Consider the following 17,896-nt stretch of genomic DNA (forward strand, 5'->3'; position numbering starts at 1 on the left):
AATCACTGCCTACGGCACTTAATATTTTTGTCAAACTGTAATTCCTGCCGGTTACATATGAACCGGTATCCGTGGTAGTCATTACAAACGGACTGCCGGTTATCTCGCTTACTCCTTTCTTTATATGTACTCTTGGATACCCTGTCTTCGGGGCATCGCCATCGGCATCGGCATACTTCACTCTATACACATAACTCGTATTGGTTGTGCCGGTCTCCGGATTTATGCCATCTGATGTATAGTCTGTTTCACCGGTCCAGCTTAATGTCGGCGCTGTATTTACACGGGTTACGCTTATGGATGTTTCAGAGGTATTGTTTGAGGTGTCGGTTGCTTTTGCATATATTGTGTTTGAGCCATTTACTAATGTTACGGTACCATTCCACGAATTTGTTCCTGTCGCCGGGACATAAGTCCCTCCGGTACCTAACTTTATTTCCACTTTGCTTATTCCTATATTGTCATTTGCAGTACCACTTAACGTTAATAACGATGTTGTTAATGTAGTACCATTAGAAGGTGATGTTATAGCTATACTTGGTGCTGTTGTGTCTGACGGTGTATAGGTTACGGTTATTGACGTTTCGGTGGTATTATTTGATGTGTCGGTTGCCTTCGCATATATTGTATTTGAGCCACTTACTAATGTGACAGAACTATTCCACGGATTTGTCCCTGTCGCTGATGCATATGTGCCGCCGGCACCTAACTTGACTTCCACTTTGTTTATCCCTATATTGTCACCTGCGGTACCACTTATTGTTATCAATGCTGCTGTCGTTATTGCTGCGCCATTTGCAGGCGATGTTATGGCTATTGTAGGCGGTGTTGTATCAGGAACATATGTCACGGTTATTGACGTTTCGGTTATATTTCCTGTTGTATCCGTTGCTTTTGCATATATTGTATTTGAGCCGCCTACTAATGTGACAGAACCACTCCACGGATTTGTCCCTGTTGCTGATGCATAAGTGCCGCCAGCTCCTAATTTAACTTCCACTTTGCTTAAGCCTATATTATCAGAGGCAGTACCGCTTATCGTTAATAACGATGCTGTTAATGTTGCACTATTAGCAGGTGATGTTATAACTATACTTGGTGGTGTTGTGTCCGGTGGTGTGCAGGTCACAGTTATTGATGTTTCTCTTGTGTTACCTGAGGTATCCGTTGCTTTAGCATAGATTGTATTTGAACCGCTTACCAATGTTACAGTTCCACTCCAGGAACTTAATCCTGTCGCTGATGCATAAGTGCCGCCGGCACCTACTTTAACTTCTACGTTGCTTAACGCTACATTATCTGATGCAGTACCACTTACAGTTAATTGCAGATTGGTTACTGTTGTTCCACTTATTGGCGAAGTAATGTTTATACTTGGCAATATAGTATCTGCCTTGTTGCTGGCGGCATTGGATATGCCTGACCAGTTACCTTCAACATCTGCTACTTTCATCACAAAATAATATGTCTTATTAACAGTATCTAAACCACTTACTGTAAGACTTTGGTTAGTTCCTGATACTTGCGGAACCGGCTCTGTTGTGCATTGTGTTGCGGTAGTCCAGTTATGAGTTATTCCGGCAGGGGTTGTTGCATACCTGATATCATACTGACTCGCTGTTCCCTTAAAGCCGTTCGCTCCTACTGCGACCCAATTTAACACCACACTGGAAGGCGTTATGTTACCTACGGATAATGTAGCGATTGATGCTGGCGGGCAGGGAATATTTGATATTATCTCGCCGCTCGTGGCTCCTGTCCAACTGCTATCTCCTATATTTAAAAACATGCTTCTAGGAACTTTAAGTTCAGAGTTTCCAGCCACAGTTATTGATTTTGTGTTCCAGCCATGTCCCCAATTAATTATCTTAAAGATATCTTGCCAAAAACATTGTGGTGTAGTCGGTGTTAGACCCGCTAAAACGCAGCCTGGCTGCTGACAAGATGCTGCATTATCTATAAATGTTCCCGGCACTAATGGAATTTTATTGTTTAATCTGCCACTATTGGTCTGCATAAAATCACATGCCCATTGTACATCACTGAGAGATAAATCAACTTGCTGCATCCAAAAATCCATTAACAGATGTGTTTGATGCCACAACATATCTGTTCCCGCACTATTTAGTCCATTACCAGTGACTGATGGACAGTTTACTGATATATTGAATGTCGGATTAGGTCTATTCACAGAAATCCAATCAGAAAATTCCTGCCAAAACGAATTCATTGCACCTTTCATTGCGTTAATTCGTCTTGTATCATTTGTATCGGGTCCTAACGTAGTAGTCGACACTATTATATTGATTGGAGTCGAATATGATAACCCATCATAACCAGGTTCTTCAAAATGGATTCCATCTATTGTGGGATAATTCTGAATAAGAAATTTTACTAAATCAAGCTCGTAAGCTTTAATTTCCGGATATGATATTTCTACTCGTTCTTCTGCCAAACTTCCATCCGAAAACACTTGAGCGTATTTGCGTTCCCATCTTTTAAAAAAACCAACTCCATAACCTCTGGTTGGTCCATAACCTATATGTATCTTCATTCCATTACTATGACACCAGGCAATTGCCTTATCTAACATTCCCCAACTTGCCTGTAAATTCCACGTACCGCAATTTATCGGGTCTCGTGCAGCTTCTAAATAGTCCTCTCTGAGCATAAAAAATACAGCGTCATAATTTGAATCCTTTCCAGTTTGTAAAGCGGAATACAATTCAGTTTCACTTGTCAAATCATACCAGTGTGAAATAAACATATCAGCACGGGTAAAATTAACAGGAACTAACGCACTGACCTTACTAATTACTCCGCAAAGCATTACAAAAATAACTGCTAAACATACTCTCTTCTTATTCTTCATAGCTCCTTCCTCCTTTAAAATGTGTTATGTGTAATGTATGTTATAGAGTTTTAGGGTTTTAGAGTTTGTAGAGTTAAAACCCTATAACCCTATAACTCTATAACTCTATAACCCTATAACTCTATAACCCTTTTTAGAATTTCAAATTCAACGATATTCTATGTGTATCGCCTAAATCGCCAAACGGGACAAAGGCATAATCTACACCACAACTCTTAAGCTCTATTCCTGCTCCTAAGCTTAATCCTTTTAACCCGCCTATGTCTTTCGTCTTCGTATTATAGCCTGCCCTGCCTATTAATGTTGCACCTTCACTCGCTGCATACTTGTACTCTGTTCCTGCTCCTATCCCAAGACCACTGTCATTTACTGCTGTCATTTCTAAGCCTACTAACCACTCAGGTTGAATATTATATCCTCCGCCTACACGTATCGTCATCGGCAGATTATCGCCGGATTCTATATACTTCATCTTTCCACCTAGATTCTGGAGCGATATTCCTAAGCTCGTTTTTCCTTCCGTTGGCTTGTATAGCATTCCTATATCGCCGGCTATCGCTACCCCGGTTTCCTTTATCTTGCTGCTTATATACTTTATTCCGGCTCCTAACGATACTTCATCGCTTACGTCATTACCATATCCTAATGTTATTGACATGTCTGAAGGACTATAATTGCTCGTTAATACTCCGGCGGTATCATTGCCTTCTATTGAACCATAACTTAAATACTGTATCCCTATTCCTAATCCGCCGGTTTCGGTCGGCTGACCATACCCTATCCATGTATAGCCTATGTCCTCAAACCAGACCGCATGCATTACACTTATTGATGTTTTTTCTATTCCCGCTAATCCGGCTGCATTCCAATATATATTACTTGCTCCTTCACTTACGCCTACTCCTATATCACCCATGCCACTACTGCGGGCTCCGGCACCCAGCTTTAAAAAATGCACTGCACTTGTGCCGGCATCGCTCTTACTAAAAGCGGCATATGCACTACCTGTACATATAATACCTGCTAATAATACTACTAACATCACTGTGCTTAACACTTTGCGCATATTGACCCCCTTGTTATTACTAGTCTTCTGTTCTAATGTTTGATTACCCCGATTCTTATTTATAACGGAATATGTAATCAGGATTGTTTTATTGGTCTCCGGTAGGGGACTCAAACTTGATCATCCCGATTCTTATTTCATAAAAGAATTTGTTATCAGGATTGTTTTATTGGTCTCCGGTAGGGGACTCAATAAAACAAAAAAAAGCTCATTAAAAAACTAGTTAAAAATTAACTAATTAAGTATCTTATACCTAATTAACTAATTTACTAATTCTCTAATCAACTCTTTTATTTTCGATAACCTTGCTGGCTTGATAGTCTTTATCTTGCCATAAGCGGTTTACACGCTTGTGGTTTGTCGCTTGTCGGCAACCTGTTGGCGTTCACTATCTTAGCCCTTGGTTTTGCGAACTCATCAAGGTTTCCCTTGAGCAGCCTTTTCGGATTAGCACTCGCAGGTCGGAGCTACTGCACCGACCGAGAATGCAATCCCGCAGTATGCGGGGCAAAACAACTACATTTGGATATTACTACTTTTGTTTAATAATTTGCTATTGACTAATTTGAAACTTTTCTGTATAATATTTATGTTACTTATTACTCCCTCTTAAATAGAAGTATAACGCATAGAGTAAAAAAAGTCAATGTCAAAAACTGTAGTTCTTTTGTCAAATAATTTGATATGAAAATGGATTATAACTGGGAAAGAGAAGTTAAAAAAAATACTAAATTATTTTTTGCAGAGTATTATGATCCATACCGCGAAGTAGAAAAACATTACCATTCATTTAACGAATTAGTAATCATTATTAAGGGGTCATTACGAGTTGAAATATCTAAGAAAACTTTTCATGCAAATCCCGGCGACATACTGTTTTATCGTGAAAGGGTTGCACACAAAGAAGTGATTGAGAGTAGCGGTCAGGTTGGACTTATTGCTGTTCTCTGGAGAAAAATAGGACAGGCGGATCTTCCAATTTTAACCTATGATAAAAATAAAAAAATCAGGTTTTTAGCCCAATGGTTGTGTGAAATAAATCAATCAAAGTCTCCTTATGCAAGTTTATTACAAGAGCAAATCTTTGAAGTAATATTAACCGAATTAACAGATATTTCCAAATCCAAAGAATTGCACCCTATTGTCAGTAATATACGAAATTTTATGAAAGATCACTTAAAGGAACACCTGTCAGTAGAAAAATTAGCTAGTCATGCCTGTATGAGTAAATATAGTTTTTTTAAGAAATATAAAGAATTCACAGATAGGACCCCAATGAAAGATTTAAGAATCATTCGTGTTGAAACTGCTAAAGATATGATATTTACAACAGATGTGCCATTAAAAACTATTTCCAAAGAAGTGGGATTTGTTGATGAGTATCAGTTTTCAAAGGTGTTCAGAAAACATTTCGGTGCCCCGCCAGGTCACTTCCGTAAAAACACTATTTTCTCTTTAAAATAGAATCTGCAAATAAATATGTAAAGTTAATTATAGAGTTTTAGGGTTATAGGGTTTTAACTCCTTAATACTACAAACTCTATGAACCCTATAACCCTACGAACATTACTAACCCTATAAACTCTTCCTTTAATATAGACAATAAACCAAGTTAAAAGTAGTTTTTATCCTATTTTATCAAAGTAAAAACTATTTTTTTATTTGTTTTTTTATCTTTTCCAACATTTCTTTTGATTGTTTGTTGTTTGGATCAATTTTCAAAGCTTCTTCCAATTCGGCAGCAGCTTTTTCATATTCTCTTTTCTGATAAAAATTTACACCAGCCGTGTAATGCTCTCCCATTAGTTTAAGTTTCTCTTGTTGGGAATTTTCCGGTTGTACTTGCGGAGCAGGCACTGGAGCAGGTTTTTCCGGTACTGCTGCTGGTACTGGTGCTGCTGGCGATACTGCTGCTGCTGGTTGAACTGTCTCAACAGATTTTGGTTTTTCTATTTCTTTTTTAACAGAAACTATCCGATTTTTTTCAATAATTTTCACAATAGCTTCCTGGAATTTACCTTTCTGCTCCTCATCAATTTTGTCCAAAAACTCCACTAAAGACGGGATTGCCGATTTACTACCAAGCGAAACAAGTGCATCTGCAACAGCATCATATACTGTTATATCTCTTCTTTGTCTTAAAACCGCTGTCAGAAGCGGTGTTGCATCTTTATCCCCGAGAGCTCCTAAAACATTAATTGCAACAACACTAATTTCATCTTTCTTATCGTTCACTGCAGTAGAAAGTGCACGAATAGCTTCGACACCACCGATACTGCCTACAGCATAAATCGTAACAAGACGAATCTTTATATTCTTATCGGCAACTAACGGCGAAAGCGTAGGAATAACCGATTCATCGCCAAGACTACCCAACAAATTTATTGCTGATATTTTTACTTTATTATCTTTATCTTTTGTGGCATCAATAAGCGGACCGATTGCTGATTTGCTATTAATATTGGCTAACGCATCAATAGCTGCAAGTCTGACTTTCGTATCTTTGTCCCTAATAGCTACCCCAAGAGCACTGACAGATGCATCATTATGAATTTTTGAAAGTGCATTAATAACTTCTAAACGAACACTTTTACTCTTGTCACTTAACGCATCCCGTAACGCTTCAACAACCTCCGGCTTGCCGATTTCCCCTAATGATTTGGCAGACGAAATCCGCACTGCGTCCTTCTTGTCCTTCAAGCCGGTGATATACTGTTGAAGCATTAACTCCTCTGCTTTTAATACCGGCAAACAAACAAACAGTAAAAAGCACAATGTTAAACCTAAAAACCGTTTTCCAAACTCTTTAACCTTTACTTCTACCCTTAATCCCATACTACCTCCTTTTGAGATTGCTGATAAACCTCTTTTTGATATCATTCTGAGCCATAGGCAAAGAATCTCTTTATCATCAGAAACGAGTTCCTTCACTTCGTTCAGGATGACGGCAAGGGAACATTTTTTCAGCAATCTCCCCGTTAGAGACCAAATATCTCTAATAAAATTTACATTCTTTCGGGTGCGGAAACACCCAATAAATATAATCCGTTCTTTATGACATTTTTTACCGCTTGACACATCTGAAGTCGTGCAATTGTCAATTTGGAATTTTCAGTTATAACCCTGTTCTTATTATAATACGAATGAAAATCAGCGGAAATATCCTGAAGATATTTCGTAATGTAATGAGGAGCACAATCTCTTACAGCTATTTCAATAATATCTTCAAAAAATAAGACACTTTTCACAAGTCCTTTTTCTTCTTTTAATTTCAATACCTGCAAATCATACGTATCAACCAGAAATTCGCAATTCATCTTTTTTGCTTCTTTAAAAATGGAGCAAATTCTTGCGTGTGCATATTGGACATAAAAAACCGGATTTTCCGGCGCCTGTTTTTTTGCTAAATCAAGGTCAAAATCCAAGTGACTTTCGGAACTCCTCATTAAAAGAAAAAATCTAGTGGCATCTACTCCGACTTCACCCAATACCTCATCAAGTGTTGTAAATTTGTTTTCCCTTGTTGACATGGTAATTTTTTTACCGTCTTTCACAATGTTTACCAGTTGATATAAAATAATTTTAAGCTTTTTTTCATCTTCCCCAATCGCCTTTATAGAACCTCTCATCCTTTCTACATATCCATGATGGTCAGCTCCCCATATATTTATATATTCATCAAATTTCCTTTGATACTTATTATAATGATACGCTATATCCGACGCTATATAAGTTGTCCTTCCATCCGCACGTACAAGCACCCTGTCTTTATCATCAGAAAATGCAGTTGACTTAAACCACACAGCATCGTCTTTTTCATATGCAAAACCATTCTTTTTAAGTTTTTCTATTATTAAACTGACTTCATTTTTTTCATATAAAGATGATTCTTTAAACCAATTGTTAAATTTTACACCGAATTTCTCTAAATCAGTTTTTATCCATTCAAGTATTTTGTTGATTGTATATGCTTTATATTCAACATCAGGTATTTTATTATCCACAATCTGTTTAGCGATATCTTCAATGTATTTTCCTTTGTATCCATTTTCCGCAAGCGGCTTTTTTAAAATATATGATACAACCGAATTTGTTAATACTTCCATCTGGTTTCCTACATCATTAATGTAATATTCCCGTTCTACACAACCATCTGAAAATTCGAAAAGTCTTGCAAGAGAATCACCGTAAGCAGCACCTCTTCCGTGACCTATATGCAAAGGACCTGTCGGATTAGCAGAGATAAATTCAATAAGAATTTTTTTGCCATTCAAAAGCTTGGTTCTGCCATATGAACTGTCTGATGAAATTGCCGATTTTAGTTTATCAAATATAAAATCATCGGTTAATTTAATATTTATAAAACCTGACTGAAATTGGACTTCGGATATTATTTGGTTTTTCCTAATATTTTCTATTATCACATCTGAAACCTCTTTTGGATTTTTTTTAATTTTTTTCGAAAGCACCAATGCTACATTTGTTGCTATATCAGTTTCTATTAATGCCGGTGCCTGCTCTATAGAATATTTGAATTCACCTTCAATATTCATCTTCAATATAACATCATCAATTATCTTTCTTATTTCTTTTAACATTTTTTACTATCTCTCTTAACTGACGTCCGCTAAAATTATTTTTTTCTGTCATTACGAACCTGCCTGCCGGCAGGCAGGCAGGCAGACTTACCGTGAAGCAATCTTTCTGTTATATGTACGATTGCTTCGCCGGAACCGTAGGTCCCGCTTAGTGCGGGACCCCGCAACTGCTATTTTTTTTGCTGCTCTCCAATTGCTCTCTAAATTATAAAACTTTCTTGTTTCGTTGTGAAATATATGGACAACAACCCCGCCGTAATCCAAAACAACCCATTTTGACTTATTCTTTACCTCTTTTTTATACGGAGGTATCGATAATTTATCACATACTTCTGTCAGAAGTGTTTTTATGTGCGTATCTGAAGTACCGCTGGCAATAACCAGATAATCAGTAAAATCAGAGGTTTTTCTTACATCAAGCACTAAAATATCTTTACCTTTTTTTTCTTTTAAAATTTCAACTATTTGCTTTGTAATTGACCTAAAATTCATTTTTTTTCCCATATATTTTTTAATCCTTGCCAGTCACGCCCGATAATTATTGTTACATCCACACCTCTCGATTCGTCAATTTTTGTAATTACTTCTTTTACCCCGATTTCATCTGCAATTTGCTGCGCCTTTTTAAGTTGCCCCATCCTGTCGATAACAATCGTTTTCTCATATTTGGAATTTGGATCATAATTTCCTGTTTTAATAACATCGAAATTCTTTTTTACAAAATATTTTCTCATTTTTCCGGCAAGATCTGTCTTCCCGGATGCATTGAATATCTCAACAACTATATTAGAATAAGTCGGAAATCTTTCCATGTTATCTATTTTGTTGGTCATAACCAGATTAACCGACTTTTCGATTGCGATAGCGTCAGGAATCCATACGCCGCTTTTCGTCGGCGCACCGGCAAGTGATTGTACCCGGATGTTTGAAAGCTTGAAATCTTTTAATTCATATACTATCGCTAACATGTCCCATATGGAAATATTAGTATGAATATTCTCATAAATAATTTTTACTATTTTTGGAAATCCTATTATAACTTTTGGCTCTTTTATTTTGTTTACAACTTCACGTATAAAACCTTGCTGCCTTATAACCCTGTCTAAATCTGCCCGGTCACCGGTCCTGTATCTTATATATTCTAAAGCTTTTTGTCCAGTAAGTAAATATACACCGGTAGAAAAATGAATATGGAGATTACCCCAATTATCGTCATAATTCATCGGCTGGTTAATTTTAACTTTTACACCGCCAAGCACATCAATAAAATTCCTAAAACCATCATAATCTATTTGTGCATAATATGGAATATCTATACCTAATATTTTTTGGACTTCATCTTTCACACTATTAGAAGCTATATTGTGGTCCTTTGTACTTTTCCATTTGTTAGCATAAATCTGATTGATTTTTCTTATTGCGATTCCTTCAATTGATATTTTAGTATCGCGGGGAATTGATATTATATCCAAAAATCTTGTTTTTGGATTATATGATAAAAATATTATAACGTCTGAATGCTTTGAAAAATCGACACTATCTGTGCCTATGATAATTCCATTAACGCGGTTACCTGAAACTATTTTATACGTAAGCGTGTTTGAAACAGTAAGAATAACAGTTATTAAAAACAAGAAACTAAAAATTATTACAATTTTTTTCATCAGGATTATTTATTTGCAAATTATGAATACAAATATTATTGTTATATTATAGTTCTTTATTAAGGTGTCATTGCGAACAGCTTTTTCGTGAAACAATCTTGTCAGATTGCTTCGGCTATGCCCCGCAATGACGTCTATTTAAGGTACATTTTTTTAATAATTTATTATATAAAATTACGCTTTCTATAGAAAGCGGTTTCTTATCACCTAAGACATATTTCATTTTAGTTGATAAAGTTAAAACCATCGCTTTATCCAAATCTTCAAATGCAAGCTTTCTAATATTTTTGGCTTCCTTATATTTCCTTGATGGTTCAGAAATATCTGCAACATAAATAATTTTTGCAAATTTGTCCATATTCCTATATCCAAAAGTATGATGTTTTATTGCATTCAATATTTTCTTATCTTTAATTCCAAACTTATTTTTTGCAACCTCTGAAGCTAAAAACGAATGTTCGTTCCCGTTTTTAGAATTTTTCTGACTATCATGTAAGAGCGTAGCTATTTGTATTTTTTTAATATTTTTTAATCCATAATGTTTTGCTAATTCTGATGCAAGTTTTGTAAGTTCTAAAGTATGAACATATCTTTTCTGTGATATGTTCTTTTTTAAGTAATTCTTAATATCATTGATATAAACCATAATCTGCGTAATCAGCGATTGCTTGGATTTTCAAACAATCACATATAGAGACCGTTTCTTTTTATGTAACTTCCAACTGATGAACTAATAAGTCCTCTTGCAGAAAAACCATCTTCGATTTTCCTCCTGATTCCCGTTGATGAAATATCCGGAATTTTTCCCGAGAGCAGTATAAAATTATCTTTATTGTTAAAAATATAATTATCTCTTTTTCCAACAACAACTTTGCTTAACTGAATAATCTTTCTATCGTTTTTCCAGTTTTTTAAATCTATTGCAGAATCGGACCCGATGATAAGATATAAATCTACAGGAAAATATTTTTTATAAAAATATTCTATTGTTTGATATGTATAGGTTTTTCTTTTTCTGTTGAGTTCAAAATCCGATATTAAAAACTTTTTATAACTCCTTGTGGCAAGACTTAACATCCTTTTCCTGTGAAATGCTTTTTCTAACTTCCTGTTTTTATGAGGCGGCATATATGCAGGTACAAAAAACAATAAATCTAATTTTAACTGCTTTAATGCGCTTTTTGCAAGAACAATATGCCCATTATGAACAGGATCAAAACTTCCGCCTAATATCCCAATTTTCACTCTTTATATCCCTTTAATCACCAGAGCTAGCAAGAAATTTTCGCAGAGCCTAGATTTGCGACTACACTTTCAAGAGCAAATCTCAGAGCGAGTTGGTGCCGAGCGACTCAAGAAAATTTGCTTGGGAGCGATTTTTATTCTCTTATTTGCCCATTACCCCTTACGACATATTTATATGATGTAAGTTCTCTTAATCCCATGGGACCGCGAGCATGTATTTTTTGAGTTGAAATTCCGATTTCTGCGCCCATACCAAACTCGTTACCGTCAGTGAACCTTGTTGATGCATTCCAATAAACTACTGCAGAATCAACTTCTTTTAAAAATTTTTCCGATGTTTCCCTATTCTCCGTAACAATTGCATCAGAGTGATGAGACCCGTATTTTTCAATATGAGCGATTGCCTCGTCGACAGAAGAAACAATTTTTATAGACAAAATCAAATCCAGATATTCCTCATACCAATCGTCTTCAGTTGCCGGTTTTATACCACTAATTATTTTTTTTGTATTTTTACAACCACGAATTTCAACACCTGCCTTTTTATACTTATCAATTATTAAAGGCAAAATATTTGCCGCAATATCTTTATGAACAAGCAAAGTTTCCATTGCATTACAAACGCCCGGTCTTTGAACCTTTGCGTTAAAAGATATTTTTATTGCATTTTCTATATTGGCATCCTTATCAACATAAGTGTGACAGACACCTTTACCGTGAGCTATAACTGGTATAGAAGAATTATCCCTGACAAACTTTATAAGATTTTCACCACCTCGGGGAATTATACAGTCAATATAATCGTTAAGTCGTATCATTTCTGAAATCACTTTTCTGTCAACTTTATCAATAAATTCAACACTACCTTCAGGTATACCATCTGAATAAGCGCTTTCGCATATTAATTTTGTCAATATTTTATTAGAGTTAATCGTTTCGCTGCCACCGCGTAAAACAACACAATTGCCCGATTTAAGGCAAAGCCCGACAGAATCAACAGTAACATTCGGACGTGCTTCATAAATTATTCCTATAACACCGATAGGTACGCGAATTTTTCTTATCTCTAAACCATTCGGTCTTGTTATTTTCTCGATAATTTCACCGACCGGGTCAGGCAACCCTATAACAAATTTAAGACCGTCAACCATTGCGTTTATTCGTCCGTTATTCAATACTAAACGATCAACCATCGCTGACGGTAACTTCTGTTTTTCAGCGTTCTTTATATCTTTAAGATTTTCAGAGATTATTTTATCCCTATTTTTTAAAATATTCTCTGCGATATTAAAAAGGGCTTTGTTTTTTATATCATTTGAGACAAATGCTAAATTTCTTGAAGCAATTTTAGTTCTTTTAGCTTTTCTAACAATATAATCCTTAAAATTAGCCATGTTTTTATTATACGAAATTTTACCAAAAAGACAACAAAAAAAATCATTAGAAGAGATATTTAATTGTTTTAGATTCTTAGTGTTATATATATCCGCTAAAGAACTGATACATTTTAAAAAATAGAGTTTAAATGAAGTTTTAGCATAAAGAATGTAGTGGCTTGCCTTTGGCAAGCACTACAAATAATTGCAGAACCATATGATGCCATAATAAAGCACACAAGGACAGGCAAATACAACTCAAATAATAATAAAATCTAATTAATTAAACTCTACAATAAATTGCGAAGAAGGATTATTTTATATATTTTCTATTAACTCAGAAAACTTTTTTATTGGGTCGGGGTAAGATATTTTACTGAAAGATTCCGACATCTCTTGAAGAATATCAGGATTGTTCGCAAATTCATATATTTTTTCTGCAAGTCTATCAATGTTTTTCTCTTCAATAATAATTGCACTACCGTATCTTACCAGATATTCAGCATTTGCTTTCTGATGCTCTTCAGTAGAATAAGGATATGGGATAAGCACCGCAGGAATTTTTAATGTAATCAATTCTGCTACTGTAGTAGCGCCTGCACGGCAAATAACTAAAGATGCTTTTTGATATGCTGTTTCTATATTAAAAAGGTATTTATACACTTCTGCCGGTATTTTTTTTTCAGAATACGCATTTTTCACTATTTCATAATTATTTTCACCGGTAATATGTATAAACCGGATTTTTTCTTTTATCGCAACTAACCTTGATAGTGAATTTATAGCTGCAAGATTTATATTCTTTGAACCTTGACTGCCGCCAAAAACCAAAATAGTAATCGGTAATTTTATAATTTTAATTGATTTTGTCTGCTTAGAAACATCTAAAATATCCTGGCGGACAGGATTACCCGTAAAAACAACTTTTTCTAAAGGAAAATATCTACTTGAATCGCCGAAACTTATACATACTTTAGATGCAAATTTTGACGATAATTTATTAGCAAGTCCAGGAATGATATTTTGTTCGTGAATTATCGTAGGAATCTTTTTTATCCATGCTGCAAAAACAACAGGAAAGGAAACATAACCGCCAAAACCTATGACAATATCCGGTTTTTCTTTAATCAATATTTTTATTGATTGAAAAACAGAATATATGTTTTTAATTATAAATATTATCGCTTTTATTGATATTTTTCTTTGAAAACCAATACTAGATATTGTATAAAACCTGTAATTTTCTCTTGTAATTATTTCTGTTTTTTTACCAATAAAAAAAACATCATATCCTTTTTTTTTAAATTCACTCGCTATTGCAAGACCCGGATATATATGGCCGCCTGTAGAAGAGACAGCAATCAATATTTTTTTAGCCATTTAAGATTTTACCTGCCTGCCGGTAGGCAAGTTTGTTTACCGATATTCAGCAGTATTCCAATACTTGTCATCATTATTAAAATTGACGAGCCGCCAAACGAAATAAATGGAAGAGGTAAACCTTTCGTTGGTAAAAGCCCGACACTAACTGACATATTAATCAACGATTGAAAAGTAACCATTATTGTAATTCCAAAGGCAAGAATACTGCCAAAAAGATCTTTTGCACCCAATGCAATTTTCACACCAAAATACAACAATATTAAAAATAAAAACAAAACAAATATCGTACCAAATAATCCAAGTTCTTCACCTATAATTGGAAATATAAAATCCGTGTGCGGTTCAGGCAAAAAAAGCATTTTTACCCTGGATTCCCCCAATCCTATCCCTCTCAACCCGCCTGAACCCATTGCAAGAAGTGACTGGACTAACTGATACCCCGAACCCTGCGGATCAGCCCAGGGATTTAAAAAGGTTGTTATTCGTCTAATACGATATGGTTCTTTTATTACAGTATAAATAATTACAGGTATCCCTGCAATACTCATTAAAAACACATGTCCTAAATTTGCCCCGCCTATAATTAAAAGAATTATTGTTATAGAAAAAATAAGGAGCGGTACACCAATATCCCGTTCCGCAAATACCAATATTAATATCACGCCTACAATAAGTAGCGGTTTCAATAAACCCTCCTTAAAATTTTTCATTTTGCTTTTCCTTCTATCAACATACCAGGCAAGAAAAATTATAACAGTTAATTTTGCTACCTCTGATGGTTGAAAACCTAGTGGCCCAAACCTCAACCACCGTTTTGCCCCGCCGACTGTAGTCCCGAATATCAGAACAAACACTAACAGAACAAAAGTAAAAAGTAAAAGTGGTATTACCATGCTTCGTAACTTATTATAATCAAAATATGAGAAAAATAGCATAGAAATCCCGCCAAGACATACCCATAATAGTTGTTTCCAAAAAAACATTGTAGAGCTACCGTACTTGTAATCCGCCATTATGCCGCTTGCTGAATAGACCATAATTATACCGATAGATATTAGTATCGACATAACAACCCAAATTTCCATATTATATGACTTTGTTTTATCCATTATGATACCTGAAAATAAATACTCAACTATCTCATTGCTAATCAAACTTCACCTAACTCTGGCGAGAAACAATCGTATTGAGATTGCTTCGTTATCCCAAACATCGGGATTCCCCGCAATGACAACTTAGCTGAGTTAAATATTCATAACTATTTGTTTAAAATATTTCCCTCTCTCTTCATAGTTCTTAAATTGGTCAAAAGAAGCACATGCGGGAGACAATAAAACAATATCTCCCGAAACTGCAATTTCTTTTGCTTTCATTACAGCCTGTTCAATGTTTTCCAATAAAATAATATCGGCAGAACCCTTTAATTCTGAAAATATTTTTTCTTTCGCTTCGCCTATTGCGATAATTTTCTTAACGTTGTTTTTTATAAGTGGAATCAACGGTGAATATGGCGATCCTTTGTCCCTGCCTCCAAGAATAAGAACAATTGGCTGTTTGAAAGATTTTATAGCAACTTCTGTTGAAGATACATTTGTCCCTTTTGAATCATTTATGTATTTAACACCATTTATATCTTTGACATATTCAATACGATGTTCTATACCGTTAAATTCTGATAATATTTCTATAATATTTTTCTCGGGAATATTTGCTGCTTTTAATATTTCGATAGATGCGAGTGCATTTTCAACATTATGACTTCCGGGTATTTTTAAATTTAGTTTATTTCCATTTTTTCCAATTGAAAAATAAATTACCTCTGACCTGCATTTTCCGGAAAGTTCTTTACAATAACTATCATTTTCATTTAATACGCAGAAATCATTTTTATCCTGATTTAAGAATATCTTAGATTTTACATTTGCATAATTGTCCATTGTTTTGTGTCTTTCTAAATGGTCAGAGGTAATGTTTAAAATAGCTGATATATGCGGTGCATATTTGTCCGTATATTCAAGCTGATAACTTGAAACTTCCATAACAACATATGTCTCTTTATCTGATTCCCTGATAAAATCACAGACAGGAGTTCCTATATTACCGCAAATAATAGTTTTTTTACCAGCTTTTTTTAATACTTCACCTACCATAGAAGTTGTTGTGGTCTTTCCATTTGTCCCGGTAATAGCAATAATCATTTTATATTTTGCTAAAAGGTAAAATATTTCTATATCTGAAATAACCCTTATGCCTTTTTCTCTTGCTTCGGTTAAAATAGGTATATCCCAGTGAACACCGGGGCTTGGTACTATTAAATCTGCTGAAAGGATTTCTTTCGAATGGCCGCCGAATTCAGTTTTAATGTTTTGCGGGATTTTTGATTCAACTGCTTCCTCTTTTTTAACATCACTAAGTAAAACCTGGCATCCCTGTGATAAAAAATAATTAACACAAGAAATACCTGTCTTTGCTGCCCCCAATATTGCTACCTTTTTCCAGTTATTTTCCACAATGTTTCAAACTCCAAAAATCGGTTATAGAGTTTTAGAGTTTGTAGAGTTAAAACCCTATAACCCTATAACCCTACAACCTACGACATCTTCTCCGTCTACCTAATTTTTAACGAGCTCAAAGATAAAAGTGCTAATATGATTGCTACAATCCAAAATCTGATTACAACTTTATCTTCGGGAAGACCTTTAAGTTCAAAATGATGATGTAAAGGCGCCATTTTAAAAATTCTTTTCTTTCTGAAACGGAATGATATAACCTGCAGTAACACCGAGAGCGCTTCAACGACAAAAATCCCCCCTGTTACAATCAAAATCACCTCTTGTTTGATAAGAACACTAACAACCCCTATGCTGCCGCCTAAGAAAAGCGAACCCGTATCTCCCATAAATATTTCTGCCGGATGACAATTAAACCACAAGAAACCTAAACATGCACCTATCATTGCTGTTAGAAATATAGAAATTTCACCGGCGCCGGATACTGAAATTACCTTTAAATATTCACTAAACTTTACATTGCCCGCTACGTAAGCAAAAACCACATATACGAGCCCGGAAAATATAATTGAACCGACAGCAAGACCATCAAGTCCGTCTGTAAGATTAACTGCATTTGAAGAACCAATAATAATGAAATATGAAAAAAATATGTATAAAACTCCAAAATTCAAAAATACTCCCTTAAGATAAGGAATATTAACGGATGTTACATATTTTGGATTTGATGGAAACAAATAACAGTATGCAGAAATAATGACTGCCATAATAGATAAAAACAAAATCTTTTTTGAAGCAGATAAACCACTGGAATGTTTTTTTACTATTTTAAGATAATCATCAACAAAACCCAAGACACCAAGATAAGTAGACGATAAAATTAAAACCCATATAAACCTATTATTAAGACGTGCCCATAAAATTGTTGAAACTAAAAACGAAATAAGTATTATAACTCCGCCCATAGTTGGAGTACCGGATTTAACAAGGTGGGTAGGCGGACCATCTTCTCTTATAGTCTGGTTAATTTTGAAGAGTTTCAACTTATTTATAAAGTATTTACCAAAAAAAATAGATATTATAAGTGATGTGAAAATTGCACCACCCGCCCTAAATGTTATATATTGAAAAACATTAAATGGTGAAAAATAATTTGATAAATGACAAAGATAATATAACATA

General features: G+C 34.9%; 14 protein-coding genes. 1 reads left to right on the forward strand and 13 read right to left on the reverse strand.

All coding sequences use genetic code 11. The annotated features are described in order from the left end of the window. Together PHE88_00005 and PHE88_00010 are read right to left on the reverse strand one after the other, a co-directional pair. On the reverse strand, nucleotides 1-2,872 hold a 2,872-nt coding region (locus tag PHE88_00005), incomplete at its 3' end, for an Ig-like domain-containing protein (GenBank protein MDD5686204.1). 133 nt (nucleotides 2,873-3,005) lie between these two features. Then, nucleotides 3,006-3,938, reverse strand: a complete 933-nt coding sequence (locus PHE88_00010) for a PorV/PorQ family protein (GenBank protein ID MDD5686205.1) — start codon at nucleotides 3,936-3,938, stop codon at nucleotides 3,006-3,008. Nucleotides 3,939-4,628: 690 nt separating this feature from the next. Here PHE88_00010 and PHE88_00015 point away from each other — a divergent pair. Further along, on the forward strand, nucleotides 4,629-5,402 hold the full coding sequence (locus PHE88_00015) for an AraC family transcriptional regulator (GenBank protein ID MDD5686206.1): 774 nt from the start codon (nucleotides 4,629-4,631) through the stop codon (nucleotides 5,400-5,402). Nucleotides 5,403-5,588: 186 nt separating this feature from the next. Here PHE88_00015 and PHE88_00020 read toward each other — a convergent pair whose 3' ends face one another. The 11 genes from PHE88_00020 to mraY form a co-directional block, all read right to left on the reverse strand. Beyond that, nucleotides 5,589-6,818, reverse strand: coding sequence for a HEAT repeat domain-containing protein (locus PHE88_00020; GenBank protein MDD5686207.1), 1,230 nt, complete (start codon nucleotides 6,816-6,818; stop codon nucleotides 5,589-5,591). A gap of 125 nt (nucleotides 6,819-6,943) precedes the next feature. Further along, nucleotides 6,944-8,536: an arginine--tRNA ligase gene (gene argS, locus PHE88_00025; GenBank protein MDD5686208.1), complete on the reverse strand. Its 1,593-nt coding sequence runs from the start codon at nucleotides 8,534-8,536 to the stop codon at nucleotides 6,944-6,946. 87 nt (nucleotides 8,537-8,623) lie between these two features. Next, nucleotides 8,624-9,040, reverse strand: a complete 417-nt coding sequence (gene rsfS / locus PHE88_00030; GenBank protein MDD5686209.1) for a ribosome silencing factor — start codon at nucleotides 9,038-9,040, stop codon at nucleotides 8,624-8,626. Next, nucleotides 9,025-10,200, reverse strand: coding sequence for an LCP family protein (locus tag PHE88_00035; GenBank protein ID MDD5686210.1), 1,176 nt, complete (start codon nucleotides 10,198-10,200; stop codon nucleotides 9,025-9,027). The genes rsfS and PHE88_00035 overlap by 16 nt, the downstream gene beginning before the upstream one ends. A gap of 115 nt (nucleotides 10,201-10,315) precedes the next feature. Then, nucleotides 10,316-10,846, reverse strand: coding sequence for a bis(5'-nucleosyl)-tetraphosphatase (symmetrical) YqeK (yqeK, locus tag PHE88_00040; GenBank protein ID MDD5686211.1), 531 nt, complete (start codon nucleotides 10,844-10,846; stop codon nucleotides 10,316-10,318). A 38-nt stretch (nucleotides 10,847-10,884) separates the two neighbouring features. Further along, nucleotides 10,885-11,445, reverse strand: coding sequence for a nicotinate (nicotinamide) nucleotide adenylyltransferase (nadD, locus tag PHE88_00045; GenBank protein ID MDD5686212.1), 561 nt, complete (start codon nucleotides 11,443-11,445; stop codon nucleotides 10,885-10,887). A gap of 134 nt (nucleotides 11,446-11,579) precedes the next feature. After that, on the reverse strand, nucleotides 11,580-12,839 hold the full coding sequence (locus PHE88_00050) for a glutamate-5-semialdehyde dehydrogenase (GenBank protein MDD5686213.1): 1,260 nt from the start codon (nucleotides 12,837-12,839) through the stop codon (nucleotides 11,580-11,582). A 300-nt stretch (nucleotides 12,840-13,139) separates the two neighbouring features. Next, nucleotides 13,140-14,201, reverse strand: coding sequence for an undecaprenyldiphospho-muramoylpentapeptide beta-N-acetylglucosaminyltransferase (gene murG / locus PHE88_00055; protein ID MDD5686214.1), 1,062 nt, complete (start codon nucleotides 14,199-14,201; stop codon nucleotides 13,140-13,142). A gap of 8 nt (nucleotides 14,202-14,209) precedes the next feature. After that, nucleotides 14,210-15,313 carry a putative lipid II flippase FtsW gene (gene ftsW, locus PHE88_00060; GenBank protein ID MDD5686215.1) on the reverse strand — a complete coding sequence of 368 codons (1,104 nt, stop codon included), beginning with the start codon at nucleotides 15,311-15,313 and terminating at the stop codon, nucleotides 14,210-14,212. Nucleotides 15,314-15,448: 135 nt separating this feature from the next. Then, a complete protein-coding gene (gene murD / locus PHE88_00065) occupies nucleotides 15,449-16,714 on the reverse strand; it encodes a UDP-N-acetylmuramoyl-L-alanine--D-glutamate ligase (GenBank protein ID MDD5686216.1) in 1,266 nt (421 codons plus the stop codon). A gap of 98 nt (nucleotides 16,715-16,812) precedes the next feature. Next, nucleotides 16,813-17,895, reverse strand: coding sequence for a phospho-N-acetylmuramoyl-pentapeptide-transferase (mraY, locus tag PHE88_00070; GenBank protein ID MDD5686217.1), 1,083 nt, complete (start codon nucleotides 17,893-17,895; stop codon nucleotides 16,813-16,815). Nucleotide 17,896 lies beyond the last annotated feature (1 nt).

The organism is Elusimicrobiota bacterium (assembly GCA_028718185.1).
In the GTDB taxonomy this organism is placed as follows: Bacteria; Elusimicrobiota; UBA8919; order UBA8919; family UBA8919; genus JAQUMH01.

Coding starts and splice junctions, on each gene's coding strand:
- PHE88_00010 (MDD5686205.1), bottom strand. CDS start 3,938: ATGCGCAAAGTGTTAAGCACAGTGATGTTAGTAGTATTATTAGCAGGT.
- PHE88_00015 (MDD5686206.1), top strand. CDS start 4,629: ATGGATTATAACTGGGAAAGAGAAGTTAAAAAAAATACTAAATTATTT.
- PHE88_00020 (MDD5686207.1), bottom strand. CDS start 6,818: ATGATATCAAAAAGAGGTTTATCAGCAATCTCAAAAGGAGGTAGTATG.
- argS (MDD5686208.1), bottom strand. CDS start 8,536: ATGTTAAAAGAAATAAGAAAGATAATTGATGATGTTATATTGAAGATG.
- rsfS (MDD5686209.1), bottom strand. CDS start 9,040: ATGGGAAAAAAAATGAATTTTAGGTCAATTACAAAGCAAATAGTTGAA.
- PHE88_00035 (MDD5686210.1), bottom strand. CDS start 10,200: ATGAAAAAAATTGTAATAATTTTTAGTTTCTTGTTTTTAATAACTGTT.
- yqeK (MDD5686211.1), bottom strand. CDS start 10,846: ATGGTTTATATCAATGATATTAAGAATTACTTAAAAAAGAACATATCA.
- PHE88_00050 (MDD5686213.1), bottom strand. CDS start 12,839: ATGGCTAATTTTAAGGATTATATTGTTAGAAAAGCTAAAAGAACTAAA.
- murG (MDD5686214.1), bottom strand. CDS start 14,201: ATGGCTAAAAAAATATTGATTGCTGTCTCTTCTACAGGCGGCCATATA.
- ftsW (MDD5686215.1), bottom strand. CDS start 15,313: ATGGATAAAACAAAGTCATATAATATGGAAATTTGGGTTGTTATGTCG.
- mraY (MDD5686217.1), bottom strand. CDS start 17,895: ATGTTATATTATCTTTGTCATTTATCAAATTATTTTTCACCATTTAAT.